Below are 24,235 nucleotides of genomic sequence, written 5' to 3' on the forward strand. Positions count from 1 at the left end.
GCGGCTAACCCGGCGTCCTGCCGGGTTACCCACGGATTCAAGCCTGCGTTCGGCCAGCGTGGTTGACGGGGCGCCTGAGATCAAAAGCAAAGCAAAGCAAAGCAAAGCAAATCAAAAGCAAAGCAACCGATAGTCACTAGATACCAAGGTGCTTTGCCTCAATCGTCCAGCAACAGCCCTACCTGCGTGCGCTTGGGCAACTTGCTGACGACAAGCTGGTGAGAACGCCGCAACAACCCACGCAACTCTTCATCCCCCAACGGATAGGGCGTATTCATAATGACCCACTGCGCCCGCGCCAAGTACGGCGCCGGGTGAATGCCTGGGCGGTCCACATGGCCGAGGAACAACGCCTTGTCGACCTTGAACGCCAACGAATCACCCCTTAGGTTCTGCAGTGCGAACATCTTGTTGCCGGCAATCGAAAACACGCGCACGCCGCCCCATTTGTAATCCTCCCGCGCGCCCGGCAGGCTGAGGCAGAACGCGGCGACTTGTTCTTCGGTCATCTTCATAGCAGGCGGTCTCCGCAACCTTTGAAACCTTCTTCCAGGTAATCGATCCAGGCACGAATGGCCGGCAACACGCCGCGACGATGCGGGTACACCGCTTGCAGCCAGCCGCCAGGCAAGGACCACTCCGGCAGCAGTTGCACCAACCGGCCGTTGGCCAACTCCTCTTCGCAATACATCATCGGCAGGACGGTAAAGCCCAGGCCCATGATGGCGCTGGCCTTGCGCACGATGAAGTCGTCGATGCCCAGCCGGGCTTCCATCGCCAGGTCGTGGGTGTTGCCCTGGGGATCGAGGATGCGTTGATGCACCAGGCGATCTGCCTCCAGCGCACCCAGGATCGGTAGCTGCTTGAGGTCCTCAAGGGTCGTCACCTCACGGCCGTGCATCAGCATGGGGCTGGCCACCAGCACGGTCTGGGCCTGGCGCAGGCGCTTGGTCACCAACAGCGGATCCTCATCGCCCAGCTCGCGTACCCGCAGGGCGACATCGATGCCTTCAGCGACCAAATCGACACGGCGGTTGACCAGGGTCATCTCCAATTGCACCTGGGGATGCGCTGCCAGAAACCCGGCCACCAATTCCGGCAGGATGTGTTGGGCCATGCCCACCGGGCAACTGACGCGCAGCCGTCCACGGGGCTCGCTGGACATGCTGGCCACTGCCTCATCGGCCATTTCCGCTTCCAGCAGCATCGCCTGGCAATGCCGCAGGTAGCGCTCGCCGACGGCGGTGAGGGTGAGTTGGCGGGTAGTGCGTTGCAGCAGGCGCGCGCCGAGGCGTTCTTCCAGCTCGGCGATACGCCGCGACAGCCGCGACTTGGGAATCCCCAGCAGCCGGCCGGCAGCAGCGAAGCCACCGGCTTCCACGACTTTGGCGAAATAGTAGAGGTCGTTGAGGTCTTGCATGAAAAACCTATTGTCCTGTCAGTGGGACGAACTATCCGCGTCTGACGAGGGCAAATCCACTACAAATGTGCGCCGGCCATCAACACGTACTTCACGTGTACATACTCCTCGATCCCGTAATAGCTGCCTTCACGGCCATAACCGGACTGTTTGATGCCGCCAAACGGCACTGATGCGGTCCCCACTGACCCCGAGTTGAGAATCACCATCCCGGCCTCCAACTGGCGCGACAGGCGCAACGACCGTCCCAGCGCGCTGGTGTAGGCGTAGGCCACCAGGCCGAATTCGGTCTGGTTGGCGCGGGCGATCACTTCGGCTTCATCCTTGAACGAATAGAGAGCGAACACCGGGCCGAAGATTTCCTCGGTCGCCAGGGGAGAATCGTCCTGCAAGCCGGTCAACACCGTCGGCTCGTAGAACAGGCCGCCTTTGGCGTGGGGCTTACCGCCCATCAACACCTTGGCCCCGGCGGCCTTGGCGTCTGTGACCAGGCGCGCCACCTTGTCGAAGCCCAGTTGATTGACCATGGGTCCGACCACAAAGCCTTCACGCAAGCCCTGGTCCACTTCGATCTCGGCCACGGCGCGCTTCAAACGCTTGATGAAGTCCTCGAGGATGCTGTGTTGCACGAAGATGCGGTTTGGCGAGATGCACACCTGGCCCGAGTTGCGCAGTTTGGCACTGACCAGTCCTTTCACCGCTTCGTCGAGGTTGGCGTCCTGGAACACGATAAACGGCGCGTTGCCGCCCAGTTCCAGGGTCATTTTCTTGATGCTGGCGGCGCATTGTGCGGCGAGCAGCTTTCCGACGCCGGTGGAGCCGGTGAACGAGATTTTACGGATGCGTGGGTCTCCTGTCAGGATCGGGCCAATTGCCTTCGGGTCGCCCACGACCACTTCCAGAACGCCTGCCTCGATCCCGGCCTTGCGCGCGTATTCCAGCAACTTGAGGGCGGTGAGGGGCGTGTCTTCTGCAGGCTTGATCACCATGGTGCAGCCGGCCGCCAGCGCTGTGGCGACCTTGCGGGTGATCATCATGAACGGGAAGTTCCACGGGGTGATGGCGGCGACCGGGCCGATGGCCTCCTTGGTTACCATCACGTTGGCATTGCGGTCGTGAGTGGGAATGGTGTCGCCATACACGCGCTTGGCCTCTTCGGCGTACCACTCGATAAAGCCCAGGCCGTAGTCGATTTCACCGCGGGCTTCGCTCAGGCACTTGCCGTTTTCGCGGCAGAGCAGTTCGGCGAAGGCTTCCTTGTCGGCTTTTACCGCGTCGTGCCAGCGGCGCAGGATGTCGCTGCGTTCCTTGGCAAGCTTGGAGGACCAGTCAGGGAAGGCGGCGCAGGTGCGGTCGACGGCAGCCTTGACCTCGTTTGCGGTGTGCTTGGCGATACGGCCGATTTCTTCACCGGTGGCAGGGTTGTGGACGATAAGCATGGGGAAATCTCCGAGGGGTGAAAGTGCTGTTTCAGGCTACGCAAATGCGGGGTTTGAGCGAATATCCATTCCAATGTGCTGATTGCCTATTCCTATAAGTTCCTAGCCTCGCAGTGGATTGCGCGTTAACGTGGCGTTTTACGCAAAGGCCAGCAAACATGGATCGCACAGGCAGAATCATCGAGCTGATGGGCACCTTGGCGCCTGTGGAAGGCTATAACCTGAGCGCACTGGATGACGTGCGTTTCCTGCGCTCCAATCGCCCGTTGCATCGGGTCCCGGTGCTGTACGACCCCGGCATCGTGATCGTCTGCCAGGGGCAAAAACGTGGTTACCTGGGGGATGAGGTTTACTTGTATGACGCCCAGCACTACCTGGTGGTGTCGGTGCCGGTGCCCTTCACCATGGAGACCGACGCCAGTGAGGCTGAGCCGATGCTGGCGGTGTATCTGCGCCTGGATTTCACCCTCGCGGCGCAGCTGATGGTGGCGCTGGAAGACTTCCCCGAATTGATCGAGGCCAAGCCACGGGGCATGTATTCTTCACCCATGGATGACCGGCTCAGTGAATCATTGCTGCGCTTCCTGCAAGTGATGAGCGTGCCGATGGATGCGCAGATTCTGGGGCCGGCGCTGATGCGCGAGATCTACTATCGAATCCTGACGGGCGAGCAGGGTGGCTCGATGCGCGCAGCCCTGAATCGCCAGGGCCAGTTCGGCAAGGTGGCGCGTGCGATTCGCAAGATCCATGGGGGCTACCACCAGCACCTGGACGTAGAAACGCTGGCGCGGGAAGCGATGATGAGTGTGCCAAGCTTTCACGCGCATTTTCGCACCGTCACCGACACCTCGCCCATGCAGTACCTCAAGTCCACACGCTTGCACCAGGCGCGCCTGTTGATGCTGCGCAGCGATATCACCGCTGCCACGGCCAGTGCCCAGGTCGGTTATGAAAGCGCCTCGCAATTCAGCCGCGAGTTCAAACGCTTCTTCGGGCGCACGCCCCAGGCAGAAATCCAGTGGATGAAGCGTACCTACGCGTTGCCCGCACCGACGTCAGCGTCGATCTATGTGTCGTCGCACTGAAGATTGTCCTGCCAGCAGGACAAACAGTCGCATTCCAGCCGTCTAATCGTTTATTCGGATCATCTGTAGGATCAACCCCACTTGATCGCCCCGTCGCGATCCTCACTTGGAGATCCCGCATGAAACTGTTGCATATCGATTCCAGCATCCTCGGCGACAACTCGGCGTCCCGTCAGCTCAGCGCTGGTGTGGTCAAGGCTTGGCAAGCGGCTGAGCCGGGTGTGGAAGTGACCTACCGTGACGTGGCCGCCGAAGGCTTCAACCACTTCTCCGGCGCAACCCTGGGCGCCCTGGGCACTCCGGCTGATCAGCGTAATGCCGCGCAACAGCACGAAGCAGAGCTCAGCGCCAAGACCCTGGCTGAATTCCTCGCCGCTGACGCGGTGGTGATCGCTGCGCCGATGTACAACTTCACCATCCCGACTCAACTGAAAGCCTGGATCGACCGCATTGCCGTCGCCGGCCAGACGTTCCGCTACACCGAAGCCGGTCCGGAAGGCCTGTGCGGCAACAAGAAAGTCATCGTTGTGTCGACCTCGGGCGGCCTGCATGTCGGCCAGGCGACCGGTGTGGCCCATGAAGATTATCTGAAAGTGCTGCTGGGCTTCCTCGGCATCACCGACATCGAGTTCGTCCGCGCCCACGGCCTGGCGTATGGCGATGAGTTCCGCAGCAAGTCCTTGAGCGACGCCAACGTACTCATCAACGAACAATTGTTCGCGGCTGCGTAAAGCTTAGGTAAAACCGTGCCTTTCCCCGTTTCATTCTGAAACGGGACGTCTAAACTCTGTATTCTGATCGCCTCAAAACGACCGGACTACGGAGTTTTTTCGTTTAGCCGCTGTCATTATTTTGGCCCAGGTTATGCACGCATGGGTTTATCACCCGGTCGAGCGCCTTGAACCATGGACTTTTCAACCCGACATGCCGGTCTTTATGCAGCAAAGGTGGACATCCTCATGATGCGTCTTTGTGCTGTTATGGTTCTTTCCCTGCTCGGTGGCCTGGTTTCAGTGCACGCCGCGCCTGCGCCGCACCCGCATTGGAGTGTGGGCTTTCATCGCATGACCTTCCTGGATCCGCTGGATTTGCAGCCGATGAAGGCCATCGCCTTCTATCCCTCCACCGGGCTTGAGCACAGCACGCCGCTGGGCGCCTATCGCGTCGCCGCCACGGAAGATTCCAAGATTGCCATCGGCCGCTTTCCGATGCTGATGCTGTCCCATGGCAACACCGGCACGCCGCTGGCCTTGCACGACCTGGCCACCTCGCTGGCGCGCAAAGGTTTTGTGGTGGTGGCCGTGCTGCACCCTGGCGACAACTACAAAGACCACAGTCGCCTGGGCACGGTGAGTAACCTGTATGGTCGGCCGATCCAGATTTCCGAAGCAATCACCGCCACCTTGGGCGACCCGATGCTGTCCCCCTTCGTCAACGTCGATCAGGTCGGCGTGATCGGTTATTCAGCGGGCGGTGAAACTGCGTTGATCCTGGCCGGTGCCAAGCCGGACTTCGACCGCCTGCGCCGCTACTGCCAGGAACGCCCGGAAGACCGTGACGCCTGCACCACCAAAGGCGAACTGGTGGTGGACCGCGATGACCTGCAGCCGCAATCCGACCCGCGTATTCATGCCTTGATGCTGATGGCGCCGTTGAGTTTGATGTTTGGCCGTCACACCCTGGCCGACGTGCATGTGCCGGTGCTGCTCTACAGCGGTGACGGCGACAAACTGGTGGCGGTGGACAAGAACGCCGCGGCGCTCGCGCGCAAACTGCCCGAGCCGCCGGATTTCAAGCTGTTGGCCGGAGCAGGGCACTTCGTGTTCATGGCGCCGTGTGACAGTGATCAGTTGGCGGCGATGCCAGCGATCTGCACGGATGCCGACGGCGTCGACCGCGAAGGTATCCACCGTGACCTGATTTCCGAGGCAGGACGTTTTTTCAGCCACACCCTCGGCCAAGCCACCCGCGCCGGGATGCAGACGGCAGATCAGTAAGCGCGACGCTTAAGCAGAACGGTCACGCCCAAGGCAGTCACCGACAATAGCGCGGCGCAAAAGAAGATCCAACCATAGCCGAGGTTCAGTGCCACGGCGCCCATTAACGGCCCGGCAATCGCCAGGGCCAAATCAAAGAACACCGCGTAAGCACTCAGGCCTGCACCACGGCTGCTGTTGGGTACCTGCTTGATGGCTTCCACGCCGAGTGCCGGATACACCAGCGACAAGCCAAAGCCGGTCAGCCCTGCGCCAATCAACGCCACGCCTGTCGACGGCGCCAGCCAGAGCAACGTCAGGCCCAGCGTCTCGATGGTCATGCAGGCGATTGCCGCGCGAAAGCCGCCGAACCGACTGATCGCAGAGATAAACACCAGCCGCGACAAGATAAAACACACGCCAAACACCGTCAGGCAGTACGCCGCGCCGGCCCAACCACGATTGAGGTAGTACAGGGTGATAAAGGTGGTGAGGGTGCCGTAGCCGATGGAGGCCAGGCACAGGCTGGCGCCAAAGGGCGCGATACGCCCGAACACCGCCCAGAACGGCAAGCGCTCACCCCGCACCACCGGCACCGAGGGTTTATTGCGGATCAGTACCAGGCCCAGCGCGGACAATACGGCCAGCGCAATGCCGAGGCTGTTGTAGCCGTATTCAGCCACCATCACCACGCCCAGCGGCGCACCAATGGCGATGGCACCGTAGGACGCGATGCCGTTCCAGGAGATTGAGCGCGCCGTGTGTTCCGCGCCCACTGCACCCATGCACCAACTGATGGTGCCTACGCCGATCAGCCCTTGGGCCACGCCCAGCAACAGTCGGCCAACGATCAAAATGCCCAGGCTCACGGTGGGCATGCTCTGTAGCAACGTTGCAAAGAACGTCAGCACGCCGCTGACCAGAATCCCCGCCAACCCCAACACAATCGCGCGCTTGGTGCCGACGTTGTCCGACATGCGCCCGGCCATGGGGCGGCTGAGCAGAGTCGCCAGGTATTGCGAACCGATCGTGACCCCAGCCACCACGGCGCTGAAACCCAGTTGCTCATGCACATAGCCAGGAATCACCGCGATCGGCAGGCCGATGCAGATAAACGCGATGAAGGTATAGAAGACGATAGAGACGATCTGCAGGGTGATCGACATAGAACTGGGGGCGGCGGCAGACATGGGCACTCGTTCGCGGGCGGGCGGTGAGGGCATCATGGCAAGGGCCCAAGGGAAAAGAAAGCAGGCTATCTATTAATTATGGCGCGCCATACACATGCAAAAAGCCCCGTCACACAGGACGGGGCTCTATCTTGCCGCTTGCAGCTAAAAACTAATGGCTGCTCTTAAAACACCACACCTTGGCTACGCAGGTAATCATCATAGGTGCCGCTGAAGTCGATCACGCCCGTGGCGCTCAGCTCGATGATGCGGGTGGCCAGGGACGATACGAACTCACGGTCGTGGCTGACGAAGATCAGCGTGCCCGGGTAGTTCTCCAGCGCCAGGTTCAGCGCCTCGATGGACTCCATATCCAAGTGGTTGGTCGGTTCGTCCATGAGCAGCACGTTCGGCTTTTGCAGGATCAGCTTGCCGAACAGCATGCGGCCTTGCTCACCACCGGAAATCACCTTCACCGACTTCTGGATCTCGTCGTTGGAGAACAGCATGCGACCCAGGGTGCCACGGATCATTTGCTCGCCTTGGGTCCACTGGCCCATCCAGTCGAACAGGGTCACGTCGTCTTCGAAGTCGTGCGCATGGTCCTGGGCGTAGTAGCCCAGCTCTGCGGCGTCGGTCCACTTGATGCTGCCGGCGTCCGGGGTCAGTTCGTTGACCAGGGTGCGCAGCAGGGTGGTCTTGCCGATACCGTTCGGGCCGATGATCGCCACGCGCTCGCCGGCTTCGACCTGGAAGCTGAAGTCCTTGAACAGCGGCTTGCCGTCGAAGCCTTTGGCCATTTTTTCGACCATGACGGCCTGACGGTGCAGCTTTTTGTTCTGCTCGAAACGGATGAACGGGCTGACGCGGCTCGATGGCTTGACTTCGGCCAGTTGGATCTTGTCGATCGCCTTGGCACGGGAAGTGGCCTGTTTGGCTTTCGAGGCGTTGGCCGAGAAGCGGCTGACGAAGGATTGCAGCTCGGAGATCTGCGCCTTCTTCTTGGCGTTGTCCGACAGCAGTTGCTCGCGGGACTGGGTCGCCACGGTCATGTACTCGTCGTAGTTGCCCGGGAACAGGCGCAGCTCGCCGTAGTCCAGGTCAGCCATGTGGGTGCACACGCTGTTCAGGAAGTGACGGTCGTGAGAGATGATGATCATCAGGCTGGAGCGCTGGGTCAGGATGTTTTCCAGCCAGCGGATGGTGTTGATGTCCAGGTGGTTGGTCGGTTCGTCGAGCAACAGCACTTCAGGATCGGAGAACAGTGCCTGGGCCAGCAATACACGCAGTTTCCAGCCAGGGGACACTTCGCTCATCGGGCCGAAGTGCTGTTCCAGGGGAATGCCCAGGCCCAACAGCAGTTCACCGGCACGGGATTCGGCGGTGTAGCCGTCCATTTCGGCGAATTCGGTTTCCAGCTCGGCCACGGCCATGCCGTCTTCTTCGCTCATTTCCGGCAGCGAGTAGATGCGGTCGCGCTCGGCCTTGACCTTCCACAGCTCTTCGTGACCCATGATCACGGTGTCGAGCACGGTGAATTCTTCGTAGGCGAACTGGTCCTGGCGCAGTTTACCCAGGCGAACGTTCGGCTCCAGCATGACCTGGCCGCCGGACGGGTCAAGGTCGCCGCCAAGGATTTTCATGAAGGTCGACTTGCCGCAACCGTTGGCACCGATCAAACCATAACGGTTGCCGGCGCCGAACTTGACCGAGACGTTCTCGAAGAGCGGCTTGGCGCCGAACTGCATGGTGATGTTAGCTGTGGAGATCAATTACTTTACCTATCAATGGGTTGCGAGCGTGGCGGCAGGAGCCTTCAGGCATGCGTCAACAGCGACATCAAGGCGCGAAACCCGGTCGCTGAGCAGAAAATTTTGGATGTGTGTTGGAATTTGGCGCGCATTGTCGCATATGTCAGGCGACAGTTGTATGTCCGGCGAAGGATGGTTTCGCCAAGGTCTCCGGCATCGCCAGCCACAGCAGCGCCAAGGCCAGCGCCGCCACGCCGGCCAGGGTCAGGAATGCCGCGTTGTAGCCGGCCTGTTGCACCACGAAACCGGCCAGGCTGCTGCTCAGCGCCGCGCCCAGGCCGAAGACGGTGGAGAGGGCGCCCAGGCTGACGTTGAAACGTCCGGTGCCCTGGGTCAGGTCCTTGACGATCACCGGGAACAGCGCGCCGAAGATCCCCGCGCCGATGCCGTCGAGCATCTGCACGGCCACCAGCCAGTACGGATCGCTGGACAGGGTATAAAGCACCCCGCGCAGCGGCAGGATCATGAACCCGGCCATCAGCAAGGGTTTGCGCCCCCAGATGTCAGCCTTGAGCCCGACCAGCCAGGCCATCGGCACCATCACCAATTGTGCGGCGACAATACACGCCGACGTCAGCGGTGTGGCCATCTGCAGGTTGATCTGCGAGAGCTTCTGGCTGACCAGCGGTAGCATCGCGGCATTGGCCAAGTGGAACAGCGCGCAGCAGATGGCGAACAGCAATAACGGGCGGTTCGCCAGTAACACGCTGATGCCGGAAGGTTGTTCGTGATCCGTGTGATGCTCCGGGTCAAACCCTCGGGCGACTTCATGGTCGATCGCTTCGGCCGACACGCAACTGATCGCGATGACGCTGGCCACCGCCATAAACGCCATCAGGTAGAACACCACCACCGGCCCGAACAGATAGGCTAAGCCACCGGCCAACAGCGCCGCGACGGCATTGCCGGCGTGGTTGAAGGTTTCGTTGCGCCCCGTACGGCGGGTGAACGCGCGTGGCCCGGTAATGCCCAGGGAGATCGCGCTGATGGCCGGTGCGAACACGGACGCGGCGACGGCGCTGGCGGCCTGGGTCAACGCCACCAGGCTGAAGGAACTGACAAAGGGCAGCAACAGGCAGCTGCCGGTCACCACGATGGCGGCCAATGCGACTACCGCGCGCTTGCTGCGGGTGCGATCGATCAGTGCACCCGCCGGTCCTTGGGTGAGTAGGGCCGCGATGCCTGCCAGGGTCATGACCACGCCGATGCTGGCCGGGTCCCATTTGTGCACGGCCAGCAAGTAAATGGCCAGATACGGGCCGAGGCCGTCGCGCACATCTGCCAGGAAGAAATTCAGGCTGTTCAGGGACAAGGCATTACGCAGGTCGGAGTGTTTGGCCACGGCGCGGTCTTCGGAGATGGCGTTCAAGGGCTGAACACGCATTGCGTTAATGACCTGTGGGCCCTGCGTTAAGTTTCGTGCGCTTCTCGGGGTTTTAATCCGAGGGCACTTGGCTTACTTTCTGCACCCCGCTGTCGTGAATTTCTGGAGACGCAATGGACATGCCCTCAGCTCAACAGGCGATTGCCAGCAACAAGGACGCCTGGGACCAATCCGCCAGCTTGCACAAAACCACAGACACCTGGAGCGCGTTGCTCAACAGTGTCGGCGCGGCGGACTTTTCTTGCCTGGACCCCACGCTGACCGGCTTGCTGCAAAACGTGGGGGTGGTCGGTAAGGATGTGGTGCAACTGTGCTGCAACAATGGCCGCGAAAGCCTTTCGTTGTATGGCCTGGGTGCGCGCTCGGTGGTGGGCGTGGATCAATCCCGAGCGTTTCTGCAACAGGCCCGTGAACTGGCCGAGGTCTCACCGCACAACCCTGAGTTTATAGAGAGTGATATTCACCAGTTGCCGGAACAGTTGCAGGCGCGCTTCGATATCGCGCTGGTGACCATCGGCGTGCTGGGCTGGATGCCGGATGTGGAGCAGTTCATGCGCCATGTCGCCAGCACCCTGAAGCCTGGTGGCACCTTGGTGATGTATGAAACCCATCCGTTTCTGGAGGTGTTTGATCCACGGGCGCAGAACCCTTTCCTGCCGGCCAGCTCCTACTTTCAGCGCGAGCCGTTTGTGCTGCAGGAGTCGATTGTCTATGAAGGCCAGGGCGAGGTTGCGGGGCCGACTTCTTATTGGTACGTGCACACCCTGGGCGACGTGGTCACTGCGGCGATCTGCGCCGACTTGCAGATCAGGCACCTGCAGGAGTTTGCGCATTCCAACCGCGAAGAGCTGTACGACCAGTACGAGCACCAGCCTGCGCAATTGCCGATGTGTTTTACGTTGACTGCCACCAAACGTCCCGGCTGAGGGACTTTTCAGTCGCGTCGCAGGAACGTGCGCATGGTTTGTCCTGGGGCCGTACGGAACGTGGTTGGCCTGGGCATACCTTCATCGGCTGCAATGAATACAAATTCATCACCGTCAAGGCGATAACTGGCGGGCAACTGTTTACCTGCATCATCTCCCATGGAGTCGATCCAGGTAATGCTCTTGGGCACCGTGCTGCTGTCCAGGAAAAAACGCCCTGCCAGCAACACCTCGCCGCTCACAGTCTTCACTTCGAAGCATTCGCCGCTGATCGTGGTGATCGCGCCAGGGGCGCTGTGGGCATCGATGGGGTTGAGCACGCCGCTGTCTTCGAGTGAGGTCTGTTCCCACCTGCCTTGGAGGGCTTGGAAGTCCGGGTCTGTAAGGGATGACATACAAATTCCTTTTTGCTGAAAGGTTAATCGTCGATGGCGTTGCCTTTTAGCACTTGGGGCCTGATTACGCATCACATTCACAAGACAGCTTTTCACAATTCCTAGTTAACTTTTAGTTACAACCTGTGGCTAAATAACTAGCAAAGGGCCACGAGCCGGGTTGTCACTCAGCCGGTCGTGCCGATTGTGTGAATTGTGATTTCAGGTGCTGCTATCCAACCTCGGCCGTTGTGGGCGCGCAGGAGCAGCCTGTTCTCTTCTGACATGTGACGAAATCTCTTGAAACTCATCATTGTTGTTCTCTACGTTGCCTCGATTGCGTATGTACACCTGCGTGGCCGGGTGCAACACAAGCTGGGCCGCCAGCTCAGTGATCATTCGACCTTCCTGGCACCGATCAACTGCTTTCTCTACCTCTTTTCCAAGCTCCCCAGCCGACCTTACCTGTCGCCCAGCGATTTCCCTGACCTGAGCCCGCTCCAGGAACACTGGGAAGAAATCCGCCTGGAAGGCCAGAACTTGATGCGTGCCGGGGAGATCAAGCGCTCGGACCAGTACAACGACGTGGGTTTCAACTCGTTCTTCAAGTCGGGCTGGAAGCGCTTTTATCTGAAATGGTATGGCGACAGTCACCCTTCAGCGATGAAGCTGTGCCCGCGCACCACTGAGCTGGTGCAAAGCATCGGTTCGATCAAGGCCGCGATGTTCGCCGAGCTTCCACCCGGATCCAAACTGGTACGCCATCGTGATCCGTATGCCGGTTCGTACCGCTATCACCTGGGCCTCGATACTCCAAACGATCCTGGCTGCTACATCAATGTGGATGGCGAAAACTACTACTGGCGTGACGGTGAGCCGGTGATGTTTGACGAGACCTACATCCACTACGCCGAAAACACCACGCAGCAGAACCGCATCATCCTGTTCTGCGACATTGAGCGTCCGATGAAATACCGCTGGGCCGCTGCGTTTAACCGTTGGTTCAGCCGTAACGTGATGGCGGCGGCAGGTTCGCCCAACGATGACGGTGACAAGACCGGTGGGCTCAACCGCGCGTTCACGCGCCTGTACAAGATTCGTCTGCGCGGTAAAGAGCTGAAAAAGCGCAATCGTACGCGCTACTACCTGGAAAAATGGGCGATATTTGCTGGGTTGGCGGCGATTTTCCTGCTGATCTGAGGTTCGCTGTGCGGGCGCCATTCACTCCGGTGGATGGGCGCCCAATTTTTCCCACATCTTCTTGCTGATCTTCTGTCGATTGGCATACCCCGCCCAGGGATCCGCTTTCAAAGCGTCCAAGCGTTGCTTCAGATTGGCAACTGTCCATTGCTGCGCGCCGCGTAACCCCTTCAACTCCTCACGACTGACCGGTACCGACACCGGCAAGCCCGGCCGTGCACGCACGGAATACGCCGCTACGGTGCTGGCACCCCGTGCGTTGCGCAGGTAATCGATAAAGATCTTGCCGACCCGGTTCTTGGGTCCCGATGTCGCGGTAAACCGTTCCGGCAACTGCTCGGTCATGAACTGGGCGATGGCCTTGGCGAACGCTTTTACGGTGTCCCAATTGTCTCGGCGCGCCAACGGCACGATCAGGTGCAGGCCTTTGCCACCGCTGGTTTTGACAAACGCTTGCAGCCCCAGCTCATCCAGTACTGACAGGGTCAGTTGTGCGGCTTCCTGCATGGTTTTCCAGGGCAAGGCCGGGTCCGGGTCGAGGTCGAGCACAAACAGGTCCGGGGTTTCGATCTTGTCCGAGGTGGCGCCCCAGGTATGAAACTCTACGCTGCCCATTTGCACCGCGCCGATCAATGCGCCGACGTTGTCGATTTCCATCAGGCGCGCATGGCCGGGATCGAGTGCCTGATCCAGTTGCTTGATGTTGGGAATGGCCAGGCGGTCCGAGTGTTTCTGGAAAAATTGCTCGCCCTCGATACCCTCGGGTGCTCTGAGCAGGGACACCGGACGGTGACGCAGGAAGGGCAGAATCCACTGGCTGATGCTGTCGTAGAACTGCGCCAACTGCTGTTTTTGCGTGCCGCTTTGTTTATCGATCACGCGGTCTGGATGAGTGATATTTACGTCATTGCCGGTCTTTTTGGCGGGTTTCATGGATTTGGCCGTTCGCGGTTGTTCATGAACAATCTGCGCCGCCGGCTTGTCAGTGCGCAGCCCGACGAACGCCGCTTGGCGGACCACGCCCTCGCGTGTCCACTCGGCAAACTGCACCTCACCGACCAACGTGGGCGCTACCCAATGCACGCCACGTGCTTGGGTGCTGGTCAGCGGTTTCTCAAGCGGCGATGTCTTGCGCTCCAACGGTGTGAGTTGCGCATAAATAGTCTTGAGCGACGCTTGATCAAAACCCGTGCCTACGCGGCCTGCGTACACCAGGCCAGTCTCATCATTTACCGCCAGCAACAACGCGCCGAATCCCGTGCGCGAGCCTTGCGGCCGGGTATAACCGACAATCACAAACTCCTGGCGCAACCGGCATTTGAGTTTGATCCAGTCGGCATTGCGACTAGAGACGTACGGACTGCCCAGGCGCTTGCCGATCACGCCTTCGAGGGCCAAGTCGCAGGCGCTTTCAAAGATGTCGCGGTGGTGCGCGGTAAATGCCTCGGAAAAGCGTAGCAATGTGCTGCGGCTAGCGGCCAGCTCGACTTTGAGGGCGGCGCGGCGATCCTCGACCGGCGTCTGGCGCTGGTCCTGGCCATTGAGAAAGGGCGCGTCGAACAGGTAGTAAACGATGTCCAGACTGCGGCCGATATCAAACGCATTTTGCAGCGCCTGGAAGTCCGGCAGGCCGTCGCCATTGAGGCTGACCACCTCGCCATCCAGCCAGCTGTCCTTGAGCTTCAGAGCCTGCAAGGCCTTGACCTGGCGTGGCAGGCGATCAGTCCAGTCATGGCCGTTGCGGGTGAACAAACGCACTTCACCCCTTTGAATGCGTGCGAGCATGCGGTAGCCGTCGAATTTGATTTCGTATTGCCAGTCGCCTTCCGGGGCGCGATCCACCAGCGTGGCCAATTGCGGGGAGAATTGCTCGGGGAGGGCGGTTTTCCTGGTTTTGGCCCGAGCCTTGGGTTTTCCCACTGACGCATTACTCAGCACGCTGTTGGGTTGAGCCTGGACGATATCGTAGTCGTCGGCCGCACGCGCCTGCGGGTCCTTTTCCTTGATCAGCAACCATTGTTCCTTGTCGCCGCTGCCTTTCAAGCGCGTGCGCACCAGCGCCCAATCGCCGGAGAGCTTCTCGCCAACCAGGGTGAATTTGAGCTTGCCGGCTGTGTAGGCCTTGCGTGGCTCGTCATGGGGCTGCCAGATGCCACGGTCCCACACGATGACGTCACCGGCGCCGTATTGGCCGGCGGGAATGCTGCCTTCAAAGCCCCCGTAGCTCAGGGGATGATCTTCGACGTGAACGGCCAGGCGCTTCTGACTGGGATCCAGGCTCGGGCCTTTGGGCACGGCCCAACTGAGCAGCACGCCGTCGAGTTCCAGGCGGAAGTCATAGTGCAGGTTGCGTGCGTCATGCTTCTGGATCACGAACGACAGCGCCGACGTTTTGCGTTGAGTGCCAGGCGCACTGCCTGCCGGTTCGGCGGTTATCCCGAAATCGCGTTTGCGGTTATATTCGCTAAGGGGCTTGGACATGACTCAGGAGGCCTTGGTGGATTTCTTCGTCGCCGGCTTCTTTGCGGGTTTGCCGGCCAGGCTGCGCTTGAGCAGTTCCGTCAGGTCGATCACATCGGCGGACTTGCGCTCTTCGCTGTCCCTGGTCTCCACAGCCTCGATCTTGCCGGCTTTGGCCTTCTTGGCCACCAGCGCCATGATTTTTTCCTGAAAGCTGTCGCGGTAGTCATCGGGCTGCCAGTCGGCGCTCATGTCTTCTACCAGGCGCTTGGCCATGTCCAGCTCGCCCTTGGCAAGGCTCGGTTTGGTCACGTCGCTGCCCAGCTCCAGTTCGTCCAGGCTGCGTACTTCGGCGGGCCAACGCAGCATCACCAGCACCAGCGCCGAGTCCAGGGGCATCAACGCCGCCAGGTGCTGCTTGGTGTGCAGCACCACATTGGCCAGGGCGACCTTGCGGGTTTTCCTAAGGATTTCCCTTAGCAAGGCGTAGACCTTGCCGCCACGCTTGTCCGGCGCGAGGAAGTAGGGGGTGTCGATGTTCTGCAACGGGATCTGGTCGCTGGCGACAAACGCGATGATCTCGATGGTCTGGGTCGATTTGGGGTGGGCCGAGCGGATTTCTTCTTCGCTCAGCACCACGTAGCGGCCTTTCTCGAACGCAACGCCTTTGACGATGTTGTCCTTTGTCACTTCCTTGCCAGTGGCCTTGTTGATGCGCTTGTAACCCACCGGATCCATGCTGCGCTTGTCCAGCCAGTCAAAGTCAACGCCTTGAGAGGAGGTGGCCGAAACCAGTGAGACCGGGATATGCACCAGTCCAAAGCTGATGGCGCCTTTCCAGATTGCCCGTGGCATAGGTGCGATTCCTGTTGATGAGGCTGTGTTCTGGTGACTCGGAGGCGGTGGGAAAAGTTTCCCCGAGCAGATGCGCGGACAGATCGTGTTACACCTGATGAGAAACTATTTAGTGTCGAAAGCCGAACCCAAGGCGTAGCGTGTTATCGAAAGCACGTACTCCTCGCCCCAGAGAGGCTTTGTCATGAACAGTTGTATGCGTCACGTAGCAGCGCTGTTGTTGGGTCTGGCCCTTATTCCGGTGGCCCAGGCGCAAAACCTGCCCGGCAACAACAACGGCAACAACGGTCCGATCCACCGGGCCAATCCCAATAGCATGCAGGGCACCCAGCCGAATGCGCCGGCCGTTCGTGGTATCCAGACCGGGCCGACCACGCGCACGCCGACCCTGGAAAACGGCGGCATCGGCAACAGCTATCCCAAACGCGACGCTGCCCCCAGCCGCCCGGCCACCGAAACCAAAGCCCCCACTTATGATGCCAACGGCAATCGCCGGTAAGGATCTCGCCTTATGTTTCTACGCAAACGCCTGCTAGCCGCCCTGTGCGCCACCACGCTGCTGCCGTTGACGGCCACTTACGCCGCCGATGCCCAGCAGTTCCCCAGCGAACAGGGCAGCATCACTGCGACGCCAATCGCCAAAGGCCTGGACCACCCATGGGCGGTGGCCTTTTTGCCGGACAAGCAAGGCTTCCTGGTGACCGAGCGCCCTGGCCACCTGCGCTTCGTCAGCCCCGACGGCAAGCTGTCCGCGCCACTCAAGGGCGTGCCGGAAGTCTGGGCCAAGGGGCAGGGCGGTCTGCTGGATGTGGTGTTATCGCCGGACTTCAAGGAGGACCGCATGGTCTACCTGTCCTACGCGGAAGGCGGGGGCAAAGGCGGTACCGCCGGCACAGCAGTAGGCCGTGGGCGCCTGGCCGCAGACCTCAGTGGCTTGACCGACTTCCAGGTGATCCTGCGCCAGGAGCCCAAGCTGTCGACCGGTAACCACTTCGGCTCGCGCCTGGCCTTCGACCGTGATGGCTACCTGTTTGTGAGCCTGGGTGAAAACAACGATCGCCCGACGGCCCAGGACCTGGATAAGTTGCAAGGCAAGGTCGTGCGCATTTACCCGGACGGCCGCGTGCCGGATGACAACCCCTTCGTCGGCCAGCAAGGCGTGCGCCCGGAGATCTGGTCCTACGGCCAGCGTAACCCTCAGGGGCTGGCGCTGAATCCTTGGAGTGGCACGATCTGGGAAAACGAACACGGGCCGCGCGGAGGTGATGAGATCAACATCATCGAGCGTGGCAAGAACTACGGTTGGCCATTGGCCACCCACGGCATCAACTACTCCCTGACACCGATTCCCGAAGCCAAGGGCAAAACGGTGGAAGGCACAGTGCCGCCGCATCACGTGTGGGAAAAGTCGCCGGGTATCAGTGGCATGGCGTTTTACGATGCGGATCGCTTCAAACCCTGGCAGCACAACGTGTTTATCGGTGCGCTGGTCAGCCAGGAGCTGATCCGTTTGCAGTTTGATGGCGACAAGGTGATCCACGAGGAGCGCCTGCTCGGCGGTCTGAAGGCGCGGATCCGAGATGTGCGGCAGGGCCCGGACGGGTTCTTGTATGTGCTGACGGATGAGGACGATGGCGTGTTGTATCGGGTGGGGCTGAATCAGGATTAAGCAGTGGGGCCGGCAAACCGGCCCCAACTGTTTTACAGGCCTAGCTCGGACAACCCCGGATGATCATCCGGGCGTCGGCCCAGCGGCCAATGGAACTTGCGCTCGCTTTCCTTGATCGGCAGATCGTTGATGCAGGCAAAACGATTGGCCATCAGGCCGTTCTCGTCAAATTCCCAGTTCTCATTGCCGTAGGAGCGGAACCAGTTGCCCGAATCGTCGTGCCATTCATAGGCGTAACGCACCGCGATGCGGTTATCGGTGAATGCCCACAACTCCTTGATCAGTCGGTAGTCCAGCTCCTTGGCCCACTTGCGGGTGAGGAAACCTTTGGCTTCTTCGCGGTTATGCGCGAATTCGGCGCGGTTACGCCATTTTGTGTCCAGCGTGTAGGCCAGGGACACCCGCTGCGGATCACGGGAGTTCCAGCCGTCTTCGGCCAGACGGACTTTCTCGATGGCCGATGCGCGCGTGAACGGCGGCAGGGGCGGACGTGTTTCTACAGTCGATGACATTGGGCAGTTCCTCAATGAATAAGGATGTATCGGAAGTTGCGCCTACCGGCGGGTTCAAAGTCCCAATAACGTTCGCGCCATGCATTGCGCTTTATCGGCAGCTGTTGAATCGCCCATCACCAGGGCAACGGTAATGGCGCCATCGATCAGGATCAGCAGTTGCGCGGCCTGCCGTTCGGGGTCGGGGGTGCCATGTGCTTGACACAGTTCAAGTGCGTACTCGAACAGTTTCTGTTTATGCGCCTTGGCCAGCAGGCGCACCGGGTCTTGCGGATCACCGGTTTCGCCACTGGTGTTGATGAACGCGCAGCCCCGGAAGTCCGCCGTGCCGAACCAATCCTTGAGCGCGCTGAACAGCGCCAGCAGGCGTTCTCCGGTGTCTTCGCGGCGTTCCACTTCATCGCGCAGCCACTGCATCCACCGCTCGTCACGACGTTGCAGGGCGGCAATCACCAGCTCGTCTTTATTGGCGAAGTAGCGGTAAATACTTTTTCTCGAGACACCGGCGGTTTTCACCAGGAAGTCCATGCCGGTGGCGGCGATGCCATGGCGATAGATCAACTTTTCAGTGACGTCGAGGATAATGTCGCGGGTTTCATTACGGGTCATGTCGTTCATGTTGCGAACAGTAGAACGGTCGTTCTTCTTGGTCAATTAAAATTTTTGCATGCGCCGCAGCGAGACCTGAGCACCCCCATGGTGTAAGCTCGGGGCCTCTTCGGATTCGACCCATTGCGAGCCTTATGCCGTCGTTCTTCAAACGCTCCCTGTTGCCCAAACTGCGTGGTTTCCCCCTCACTCCCGATGCCCTTGAGGTGCTGTCCGGTGCCGACGCCTATCGTCGTTGCCTGCTGGAGAAGATTGCCCAGGCCACCCGGCGCATCTATATCGTCGCGTTGTACTTGCAGCAGGACGAAGCGGGGCAGGAGATCTACGACGCCCTGCACGCCGCCAAGGCTGCGCGGCCGGAATTGGACATCGTGGTGGTGGTCGACTGGTTACGCGCCCAGCGCGGCTTGATCGGTGCCGGCAAGCAGCCGGGCAACAGCGCCTGGTACCAGGCGATGACTCAAAGCCATAGCAGCGAAGTGCCGGTGTATGGCGTGCCGGTGCAAACCCGCGAGTTGTTCGGTGTGTTGCACCTCAAGGGCTTCGTGATTGACGACACGGTGCTGTACAGCGGCGCCAGCCTGAACAACGTGTACCTGCACAAATTCGACAAGTACCGCTTCGACCGGTATCACTTGATCCACAGCAAAGCGCTGGCCGACTCCATGCAGCACCTGGTGGAGCACGGCCTGGTGGCGTCCAAGGCGGTCAATCGCCTGGACCTGCCCAACCCGCCCACCACTCGCAGCCTGCGCAACGATATCGGCGATCTGCGCAGCCGCCTGAAGCACGCGACGTATGACACCACGACCGGGCAGTTGCCCAATGGTCACCTGTCGGTCAGCCCTTTGCTCGGGGTTGGCAAGAACAACCCCCTGAACCGGGTGATTCTCGAACTGATCGCCAGTGCCCAACATCAGCTGACTATCTGCACCCCGTACTTCAACCTGCCGCTGCCGGTAACCCGCGAAATCAACCGCGCGCTGGCGCGTGGGGTGAAGATCGACATCGTCGTCGGCGACAAGACCGCCAACGATTTCTACATCCCGCCCAGCGAGCCGTTCAAGGTCATTGCGGCGCTGCCTTACCTCTACGAAATCAGCCTGCGCCGCTTTGCCAAGCGCCATCAGCCGATGATCGACAGCGGCCAGTTGAACCTCCACCTATGGCGCGACGGCGATAACACCTACCACCTCAAGGGCATGTGGGTCGATCAGCGCTACACCTTGCTGACCGGCAACAACCTCAACCCGCGCGCGTTCCGTCTCGACCTGGAAAACGCCTTGCTGATCGATGATCCCAAGAGCGAGTGGCTGGCGCCGCGACGCACCGAGCTGGCGCAGATTTTCCAGCACACCACGCGGATCGGGCGGTACCAGGATCTGCAAACGCTGCCGGATTACCCTGAGGCGGTTGGCAAATTCCTGCGCCGGGTCAGCCGGGTGCGGATCGAGCGGCTGTTGTACCGGATTCTATGAGCTTCCTACAGTCCTCTTAGCTGTTTTCCCCATCGTTCCGGAAAAGTCTGGAGCCTAGGCTGCCGATAGATTTCTTACTCTCTCTAAACCGTTCATGGACTTACGGTTTCATCCTTTAAGGTGCGATTGAGAGAGAGCATACCCATGTTGGTAAGTCCTGCGCTGACCCGAATGCCTGCGGCCAAAATCCCTGTTTTTCCCGGCGTTACCATCGTTGCTGAGGAGCCGATGGGCCCTCAATCTCCTGTACCAGAGGCCCCCGGGCGACGTATACGGCGTGAGTCGGGCAGCGCAGAGCAACAACACTCTACGCCCAGATGGACCTTGCCTGCCGCACCTCCCCCTAACTCGGGGCGGGCATCTGCAGATACCGCGCTGGGGGAACGCTTGCTGACCTCAATGGAGGGCGGTTATTCCACAGTAGAAGTCCCGGCGGACAGCTCCTTGGCGCCTGCACTCGACATTTACGCAAAAGTACTGGCTCATCCGCAGTTACAGGCATGGTTCGCCAGCAAAGGTCTGGAAGTGTCTACCTTGACCCTGCACCGCGACAGTGTCAGCGGTTATGTCTACCGTGACGGTGTCCGTACGGCCGTAACATTCAGCACCACGGACAGCTCCGGATGGGGGCAGGCCAGCGTGAGGCTGCGCAGCATCAGGGATGTATTGGACCCGGCCGACAAGGGGCTTCCTTACTTGCTGGCAGGTGAATCCTGGGTGCCCCATTCCTTGGTATTGCAGGCCTTTGGCTTGCAACTTCCCGTCTTTACAGAGGACCAGGATGAGTTGATGGCGTCCTTGCGTACCTCCGGGCTGGTGATGCCTGCGCAGCAGTACCAGCAGCTCAGTACCAGTCTGGAGCGCGTCCGGCAATCCGTTGGTGATCTGGATGAGCGCGCCTTCCTGGCGGACCAATTGGAGAGCGCCGTAAAGGACCTGCCTGACGATACTCCGTATGACTGGTCAACCCACCTGGCGCAGTTGTCGGTGAGCACGCCACTGGCGGCGGGAGATGAGGTTGCACAGGCCCGGTTGAAACGTTTCAGTGAATCGCCGGCCGTGCAGGCGTTGATCACAGACCTGATATGGCCGGGCCAACCGTTTCGTGTGTCCGAGGGGCGGTTCGAGCACAAGACCCCGGGCGGGGAATGGATTGATCTCACTGCGTCCATCAGCGGCGCGACCGAACTGGACACTGAGTTTCGCCAGTTGGTCAGCCTGAGCCAAGATCAGGGGAATGCCTTGTACTCAGTGCCTTATTGCGATGTGCGTCAGTACCTGGAAAACAAGGGGTTGGGCTCACCGCGGACCGCTGGCGAGACGCGCAATGTTGTGCAGTGGTTGCGCGCCGCGACCCTGCCACCCGTGCCATCGTTGGGAAATTATGCCGCTCTGATGGCACGGGACTGGACCCCGGGCCAACTGACTTCGGACGATAAAGCCATCCTTAAGGCCAAGGCCGACCAGCGCTTTGGTGGCGAAGCCCCTCGCGGGCTTTACGACCTTGACGAACTCACCGTGCAGGCATTGCAAGCCAACCCCACTGAAGCGCTGGAAACGCTGCTAAACGGTCCTGACGCCTTGGCTTTTGGGGAGGAGCTGGCGCGGGACCTGAAATGGATGGATTCGCCGTTGCCCAAAGCGGTGAGCCAACAACTGGTGCTTGCTGCGCTCGCTCTACACGCCGATACCGAGGCGCCCGGGCAGCCAGGCGTCATCGCCGGCTACAACGTGTATCAACCTGCGAATATGGGGCGCTCCTTTAGTGAAGTACGCCGCGATGTTGAAAAACATCTACAAGAACGAGGCCTCGATCCAAAACTCGCCGTGTTGGTGGCCCACATCGGTCTGGCGCAGGCCGCTCCCGAGTTTCTGGTGAGGGATGTGCCTCCATCCATCCGCGTCGGTACGCCTGCATGGGTGGAGCTACGCCTGGGGGCTGCGATGGCGGATCGCATAGCGCCCGGGACATCCCGTGGAATGACTGAAGAGCAGGTCAGCGAGCTGACCACCCTGGCGCCCACCAGCGAGGCGCAGGCGTCATTGATGCAACTGCATGCGATGAAATTATTGCTGGATTGGGCGGTGCTCAACGGGGTCATTCCAGCGCCGATTGACGGGGAACACCCTCCAGAGGCGCTCAAGTCCGCCAGCGAAGCGTTTTTCAAACAGCGCGAAGAGGTTAACACCGCCTTGAGCGCAGTGACGGCGATGCCGGATCGCAAAGCCATGGCAATCCAGGAATTGCTAAAGGTATTTCCAGATGACACGGCCAGCCAGTTGGAAGCGATGACGGTAATGATCGCCGACAGTGACGTACGGCGGAACATGTCCGTCTCCGAGCCGCGTACGCGTTCTCTGGTTGAAACGTACATGACCGGCGACTTGACGCCGGGTAAGTGGGTATTGACGCACGATATGCCGCAATCTGCGATTCGTCCCCGGACATCTCCCTATCAGCGGAGCCCGGAAGTCACAGCGCCCCAAGAGAAGCGCAATGCGTTGGATGCACGAATCCGCAAGTTGCCGACGCTGGACACGATGCTGCAAACAGCGGTCAATGAGCACCGACAATCGCTCCAGACCGTCTATACCGCGCGGCTCAAGCTGATGTTCTCCGAACTTTCATTGGAGGATCGCCAGATGTTGGAGCTGGGGACGGTCCAGTTGTACGGCATACGCGGGGAAACCGGGTTGCCCCCAGCCACGGAAACAGCCGCAGATCGGGCTGCGGCTCGGGGTCGGCAAGGTACGCTGTTGCGTGCCGAGCTGGGAGGCAAGGTGAATTATTACGAAGTGTTTGCGAACGGCTCGATCGTTAAGCGCACCGATCTTCCAGAAAAACTCAAATTGGGCAATGCCTCGAATGGCCGCACCAATCCATTGGGTTTGGAAGGCGCTTATGTGATCGCGTTTACGGGCGGATTCAGCCTGGGCGTGGACTACGAAGCCTACGCTAAAGGCACTGAAGCGAAGCCTGATAGCACGTCCAGAGTCATTGTTGGGAAACTCGGTGGGCCGCTCGCTGGCCGTTCACTTGCGGCCGGTGAGGCACTGGAAACCTACGTGCCTGACACTTATGCATCGTCGAAGACACACAGTATTGCGTCGCGTATTGCCGAGCTCAATTTCTATGAGGCCGATGACGCCATGGTGGCCCGGGCCAAAGGGAGTTTGCCCCTGGAAAAGCAACGCGAGGCGCTGGGGGCTGAAAAAGCAATTTTGCTCGGGCTGGTGCCCTTTGTGGGCGCCTACCAGGAGTTTGCCACCGGCAATATCGGCAAGGGATTGTTCAGCCTGGGTCTGGACCTGGTCGGGCTGGCCCTGGGCGCGGGAGGTCGGGCACGGGCGTTGATACGCGCGGGCAGGTCAATCACGCACAACCCGCTGGGTGGCCCCCTTCGCAAGCTGGGCAGCGCAGTGCATCCCCTCGCGCCAAAAGTCGCCTGGGCTAAACCCGTGGAGAGCTTCAGTGATCGGGCATTCAACTTCATCAAGGCGTCGGCGCTTTTCGCCAGTGCAGCCATGAACCCGGCGGATGGATATGGGCAATTGGTTAACGCTGGGCTCAAGGGCCTGTTGAAACTACCGTTGCTGGCCAGTGGTGCGACGAGGCTTGGCAAGGCGGCCCCTCACCTGATCAGCGTCGAGGAAAAATTGAGAAGTTTTTGGCTTGCCGGCGCATGGGACTCTAAAGCGCCGACTGCGTCGGCCGGTTCGCCCGGTGTGTCTCAGGGGGTGCCGGTATCGGCGCAACGGCACGGGGGCGATTGGTACGCGATCAATCCAAAAACGAATCAACCGTTTGGTACGCCATTGCGTGATTTCAGCCTGGACGCTTGAGCCGCGTAGCGCTCGCCCGACGCCG

At 60.3% G+C, this 24,235-nt stretch carries 20 protein-coding genes; 9 read left to right on the top strand and 11 right to left on the bottom strand.

What is annotated here, in order from left to right; genetic code table 11:
• Positions 1-158: 158 nt before the first annotated feature.
• From CI807_RS21530 to CI807_RS21540, 3 genes are read right to left on the bottom strand one after another with little or no spacing between them, the layout of a single operon-like run.
• On the bottom strand, positions 159-515 hold the full coding sequence (locus tag CI807_RS21530) for an MmcQ/YjbR family DNA-binding protein (protein ID WP_095016126.1): 357 nt from the start codon (positions 513-515) through the stop codon (positions 159-161).
• On the bottom strand, positions 512-1,420 hold the full coding sequence (locus CI807_RS21535; RefSeq protein WP_095016127.1) for a LysR substrate-binding domain-containing protein: 909 nt from the start codon (positions 1,418-1,420) through the stop codon (positions 512-514). The genes CI807_RS21530 and CI807_RS21535 overlap by 4 nt, the downstream gene beginning before the upstream one ends.
• A gap of 59 nt (positions 1,421-1,479) precedes the next feature.
• Complete coding sequence (locus CI807_RS21540) at positions 1,480-2,859, bottom strand: NAD-dependent succinate-semialdehyde dehydrogenase (RefSeq protein ID WP_095016128.1); 1,380 nt, start codon at positions 2,857-2,859, stop codon at positions 1,480-1,482.
• A 158-nt stretch (positions 2,860-3,017) separates the two neighbouring features.
• Here CI807_RS21540 and CI807_RS21545 point away from each other — a divergent pair, with 158 nt between their 5' ends.
• The 3 genes from CI807_RS21545 (at position 3,018) to CI807_RS21555 (ending at position 5,941) form a co-directional block, all read left to right on the top strand.
• Positions 3,018-3,944 (top strand): AraC family transcriptional regulator, encoded by a 927-nt coding sequence (locus CI807_RS21545; RefSeq protein ID WP_095016129.1) that lies wholly within the window; start codon positions 3,018-3,020, stop codon positions 3,942-3,944.
• Between the two features lie 119 nt (positions 3,945-4,063).
• Positions 4,064-4,675, top strand: coding sequence for an FMN-dependent NADH-azoreductase (locus tag CI807_RS21550; protein WP_033901176.1), 612 nt, complete (start codon positions 4,064-4,066; stop codon positions 4,673-4,675).
• A gap of 228 nt (positions 4,676-4,903) precedes the next feature.
• Positions 4,904-5,941, top strand: a complete 1,038-nt coding sequence (locus CI807_RS21555) for a dienelactone hydrolase (RefSeq protein ID WP_033901196.1) — start codon at positions 4,904-4,906, stop codon at positions 5,939-5,941.
• Here the strand turns inward: CI807_RS21555 and CI807_RS21560 are convergent.
• The 3 genes from CI807_RS21560 to CI807_RS21570 form a co-directional block, all read right to left on the bottom strand.
• Positions 5,935-7,110 carry an MFS transporter gene (locus CI807_RS21560; RefSeq protein WP_095016130.1) on the bottom strand — a complete coding sequence of 392 codons (1,176 nt, stop codon included), beginning with the start codon at positions 7,108-7,110 and terminating at the stop codon, positions 5,935-5,937. The genes CI807_RS21555 and CI807_RS21560 overlap by 7 nt on opposite strands.
• 164 nt (positions 7,111-7,274) lie before the next feature.
• Positions 7,275-8,861 carry an ABC-F family ATPase gene (locus tag CI807_RS21565; protein ID WP_026000030.1) on the bottom strand — a complete coding sequence of 529 codons (1,587 nt, stop codon included), beginning with the start codon at positions 8,859-8,861 and terminating at the stop codon, positions 7,275-7,277.
• A 142-nt stretch (positions 8,862-9,003) separates the two neighbouring features.
• A complete protein-coding gene (locus CI807_RS21570; protein ID WP_095017594.1) occupies positions 9,004-10,242 on the bottom strand; it encodes an MFS transporter in 1,239 nt (412 codons plus the stop codon).
• Between the two features lie 155 nt (positions 10,243-10,397).
• On the opposite strand from CI807_RS21570, the gene CI807_RS21575 reads away from it, so the two are divergent.
• A complete protein-coding gene (locus CI807_RS21575; RefSeq protein ID WP_095016131.1) occupies positions 10,398-11,210 on the top strand; it encodes a bifunctional 2-polyprenyl-6-hydroxyphenol methylase/3-demethylubiquinol 3-O-methyltransferase UbiG in 813 nt (270 codons plus the stop codon).
• Positions 11,211-11,218: 8 nt separating this feature from the next.
• On the opposite strand, the gene CI807_RS21580 is transcribed toward CI807_RS21575, so the two are convergent.
• A complete protein-coding gene (locus CI807_RS21580; protein WP_095016132.1) occupies positions 11,219-11,605 on the bottom strand; it encodes a TIGR03067 domain-containing protein in 387 nt (128 codons plus the stop codon).
• A 279-nt stretch (positions 11,606-11,884) separates the two neighbouring features.
• On the opposite strand from CI807_RS21580, the gene lpxO reads away from it, so the two are divergent.
• Positions 11,885-12,784, top strand: a complete 900-nt coding sequence (gene lpxO, locus CI807_RS21585) for a lipid A hydroxylase LpxO (RefSeq protein ID WP_095016133.1) — start codon at positions 11,885-11,887, stop codon at positions 12,782-12,784.
• Between the two features lie 21 nt (positions 12,785-12,805).
• On the opposite strand, the gene ligD is transcribed toward lpxO, so the two are convergent.
• Both ligD and CI807_RS21595 read right to left on the bottom strand, forming a co-directional pair.
• Entirely contained in the window at positions 12,806-15,265 is a 2,460-nt protein-coding gene (gene ligD / locus CI807_RS21590; protein WP_095016134.1) for a DNA ligase D, read from the bottom strand.
• A 3-nt stretch (positions 15,266-15,268) separates the two neighbouring features.
• A complete protein-coding gene (locus tag CI807_RS21595; protein WP_095016135.1) occupies positions 15,269-16,099 on the bottom strand; it encodes a Ku protein in 831 nt (276 codons plus the stop codon).
• Between the two features lie 184 nt (positions 16,100-16,283).
• Between CI807_RS21595 and CI807_RS21600 the strand changes: the two genes are divergently transcribed.
• Positions 16,284-16,598, top strand: a complete 315-nt coding sequence (locus CI807_RS21600; RefSeq protein ID WP_095016136.1) for a hypothetical protein — start codon at positions 16,284-16,286, stop codon at positions 16,596-16,598.
• 12 nt (positions 16,599-16,610) lie between these two features.
• Entirely contained in the window at positions 16,611-17,768 is a 1,158-nt protein-coding gene (locus tag CI807_RS21605) for a PQQ-dependent sugar dehydrogenase (RefSeq protein ID WP_095016137.1), read from the top strand.
• A gap of 32 nt (positions 17,769-17,800) precedes the next feature.
• Here the strand turns inward: CI807_RS21605 and CI807_RS21610 are convergent, their stop codons facing one another.
• On the bottom strand, positions 17,801-18,280 hold the full coding sequence (locus CI807_RS21610; RefSeq protein WP_028616052.1) for a nuclear transport factor 2 family protein: 480 nt from the start codon (positions 18,278-18,280) through the stop codon (positions 17,801-17,803).
• 54 nt (positions 18,281-18,334) lie between these two features.
• Positions 18,335-18,898, bottom strand: coding sequence for a TetR/AcrR family transcriptional regulator (locus CI807_RS21615; RefSeq protein ID WP_095016138.1), 564 nt, complete (start codon positions 18,896-18,898; stop codon positions 18,335-18,337).
• Between the two features lie 125 nt (positions 18,899-19,023).
• On the opposite strand from CI807_RS21615, the gene pssA reads away from it, so the two are divergent.
• The gene (gene pssA, locus CI807_RS21620) at positions 19,024-20,367 is read left to right on the top strand and encodes a CDP-diacylglycerol--serine O-phosphatidyltransferase (protein WP_095016139.1); all 1,344 of its coding nucleotides are present in this window, start codon (positions 19,024-19,026) and stop codon (positions 20,365-20,367) included.
• A gap of 387 nt (positions 20,368-20,754) precedes the next feature.
• Complete coding sequence (locus CI807_RS21625; protein WP_157742061.1) at positions 20,755-24,210, top strand: hypothetical protein; 3,456 nt, start codon at positions 20,755-20,757, stop codon at positions 24,208-24,210.
• Positions 24,211-24,235 lie beyond the last annotated feature (25 nt).

The sequence above is a fragment of the Pseudomonas sp. NS1(2017) genome, from assembly GCF_002269425.1.
Lineage (GTDB): Bacteria > Pseudomonadota > Gammaproteobacteria > Pseudomonadales > Pseudomonadaceae > Aquipseudomonas > Aquipseudomonas reactans.

Bases quoted from the DNA above. Each gene is read 5' to 3' on its own strand.
- CI807_RS21560 (WP_095016130.1), bottom strand. From the start codon at position 7,110: ATGTCTGCCGCCGCCCCCAGTTCTATGTCGATCACCCTGCAGATCGTC.
- CI807_RS21545 (WP_095016129.1), top strand. From the start codon at position 3,018: ATGGATCGCACAGGCAGAATCATCGAGCTGATGGGCACCTTGGCGCCT.
- pssA (WP_095016139.1), top strand. From the start codon at position 19,024: ATGCCGTCGTTCTTCAAACGCTCCCTGTTGCCCAAACTGCGTGGTTTC.
- CI807_RS21535 (WP_095016127.1), bottom strand. From the start codon at position 1,420: ATGCAAGACCTCAACGACCTCTACTATTTCGCCAAAGTCGTGGAAGCC.
- CI807_RS21575 (WP_095016131.1), top strand. From the start codon at position 10,398: ATGGACATGCCCTCAGCTCAACAGGCGATTGCCAGCAACAAGGACGCC.
- CI807_RS21580 (WP_095016132.1), bottom strand. From the start codon at position 11,605: ATGTCATCCCTTACAGACCCGGACTTCCAAGCCCTCCAAGGCAGGTGG.
- CI807_RS21605 (WP_095016137.1), top strand. From the start codon at position 16,611: ATGTTTCTACGCAAACGCCTGCTAGCCGCCCTGTGCGCCACCACGCTG.
- CI807_RS21555 (WP_033901196.1), top strand. From the start codon at position 4,904: ATGATGCGTCTTTGTGCTGTTATGGTTCTTTCCCTGCTCGGTGGCCTG.
- CI807_RS21615 (WP_095016138.1), bottom strand. From the start codon at position 18,898: ATGAACGACATGACCCGTAATGAAACCCGCGACATTATCCTCGACGTC.
- CI807_RS21530 (WP_095016126.1), bottom strand. From the start codon at position 515: ATGAAGATGACCGAAGAACAAGTCGCCGCGTTCTGCCTCAGCCTGCCG.
- CI807_RS21610 (WP_028616052.1), bottom strand. From the start codon at position 18,280: ATGTCATCGACTGTAGAAACACGTCCGCCCCTGCCGCCGTTCACGCGC.
- ligD (WP_095016134.1), bottom strand. From the start codon at position 15,265: ATGTCCAAGCCCCTTAGCGAATATAACCGCAAACGCGATTTCGGGATA.
- CI807_RS21595 (WP_095016135.1), bottom strand. From the start codon at position 16,099: ATGCCACGGGCAATCTGGAAAGGCGCCATCAGCTTTGGACTGGTGCAT.
- CI807_RS21550 (WP_033901176.1), top strand. From the start codon at position 4,064: ATGAAACTGTTGCATATCGATTCCAGCATCCTCGGCGACAACTCGGCG.
- CI807_RS21540 (WP_095016128.1), bottom strand. From the start codon at position 2,859: ATGCTTATCGTCCACAACCCTGCCACCGGTGAAGAAATCGGCCGTATC.
- CI807_RS21600 (WP_095016136.1), top strand. From the start codon at position 16,284: ATGAACAGTTGTATGCGTCACGTAGCAGCGCTGTTGTTGGGTCTGGCC.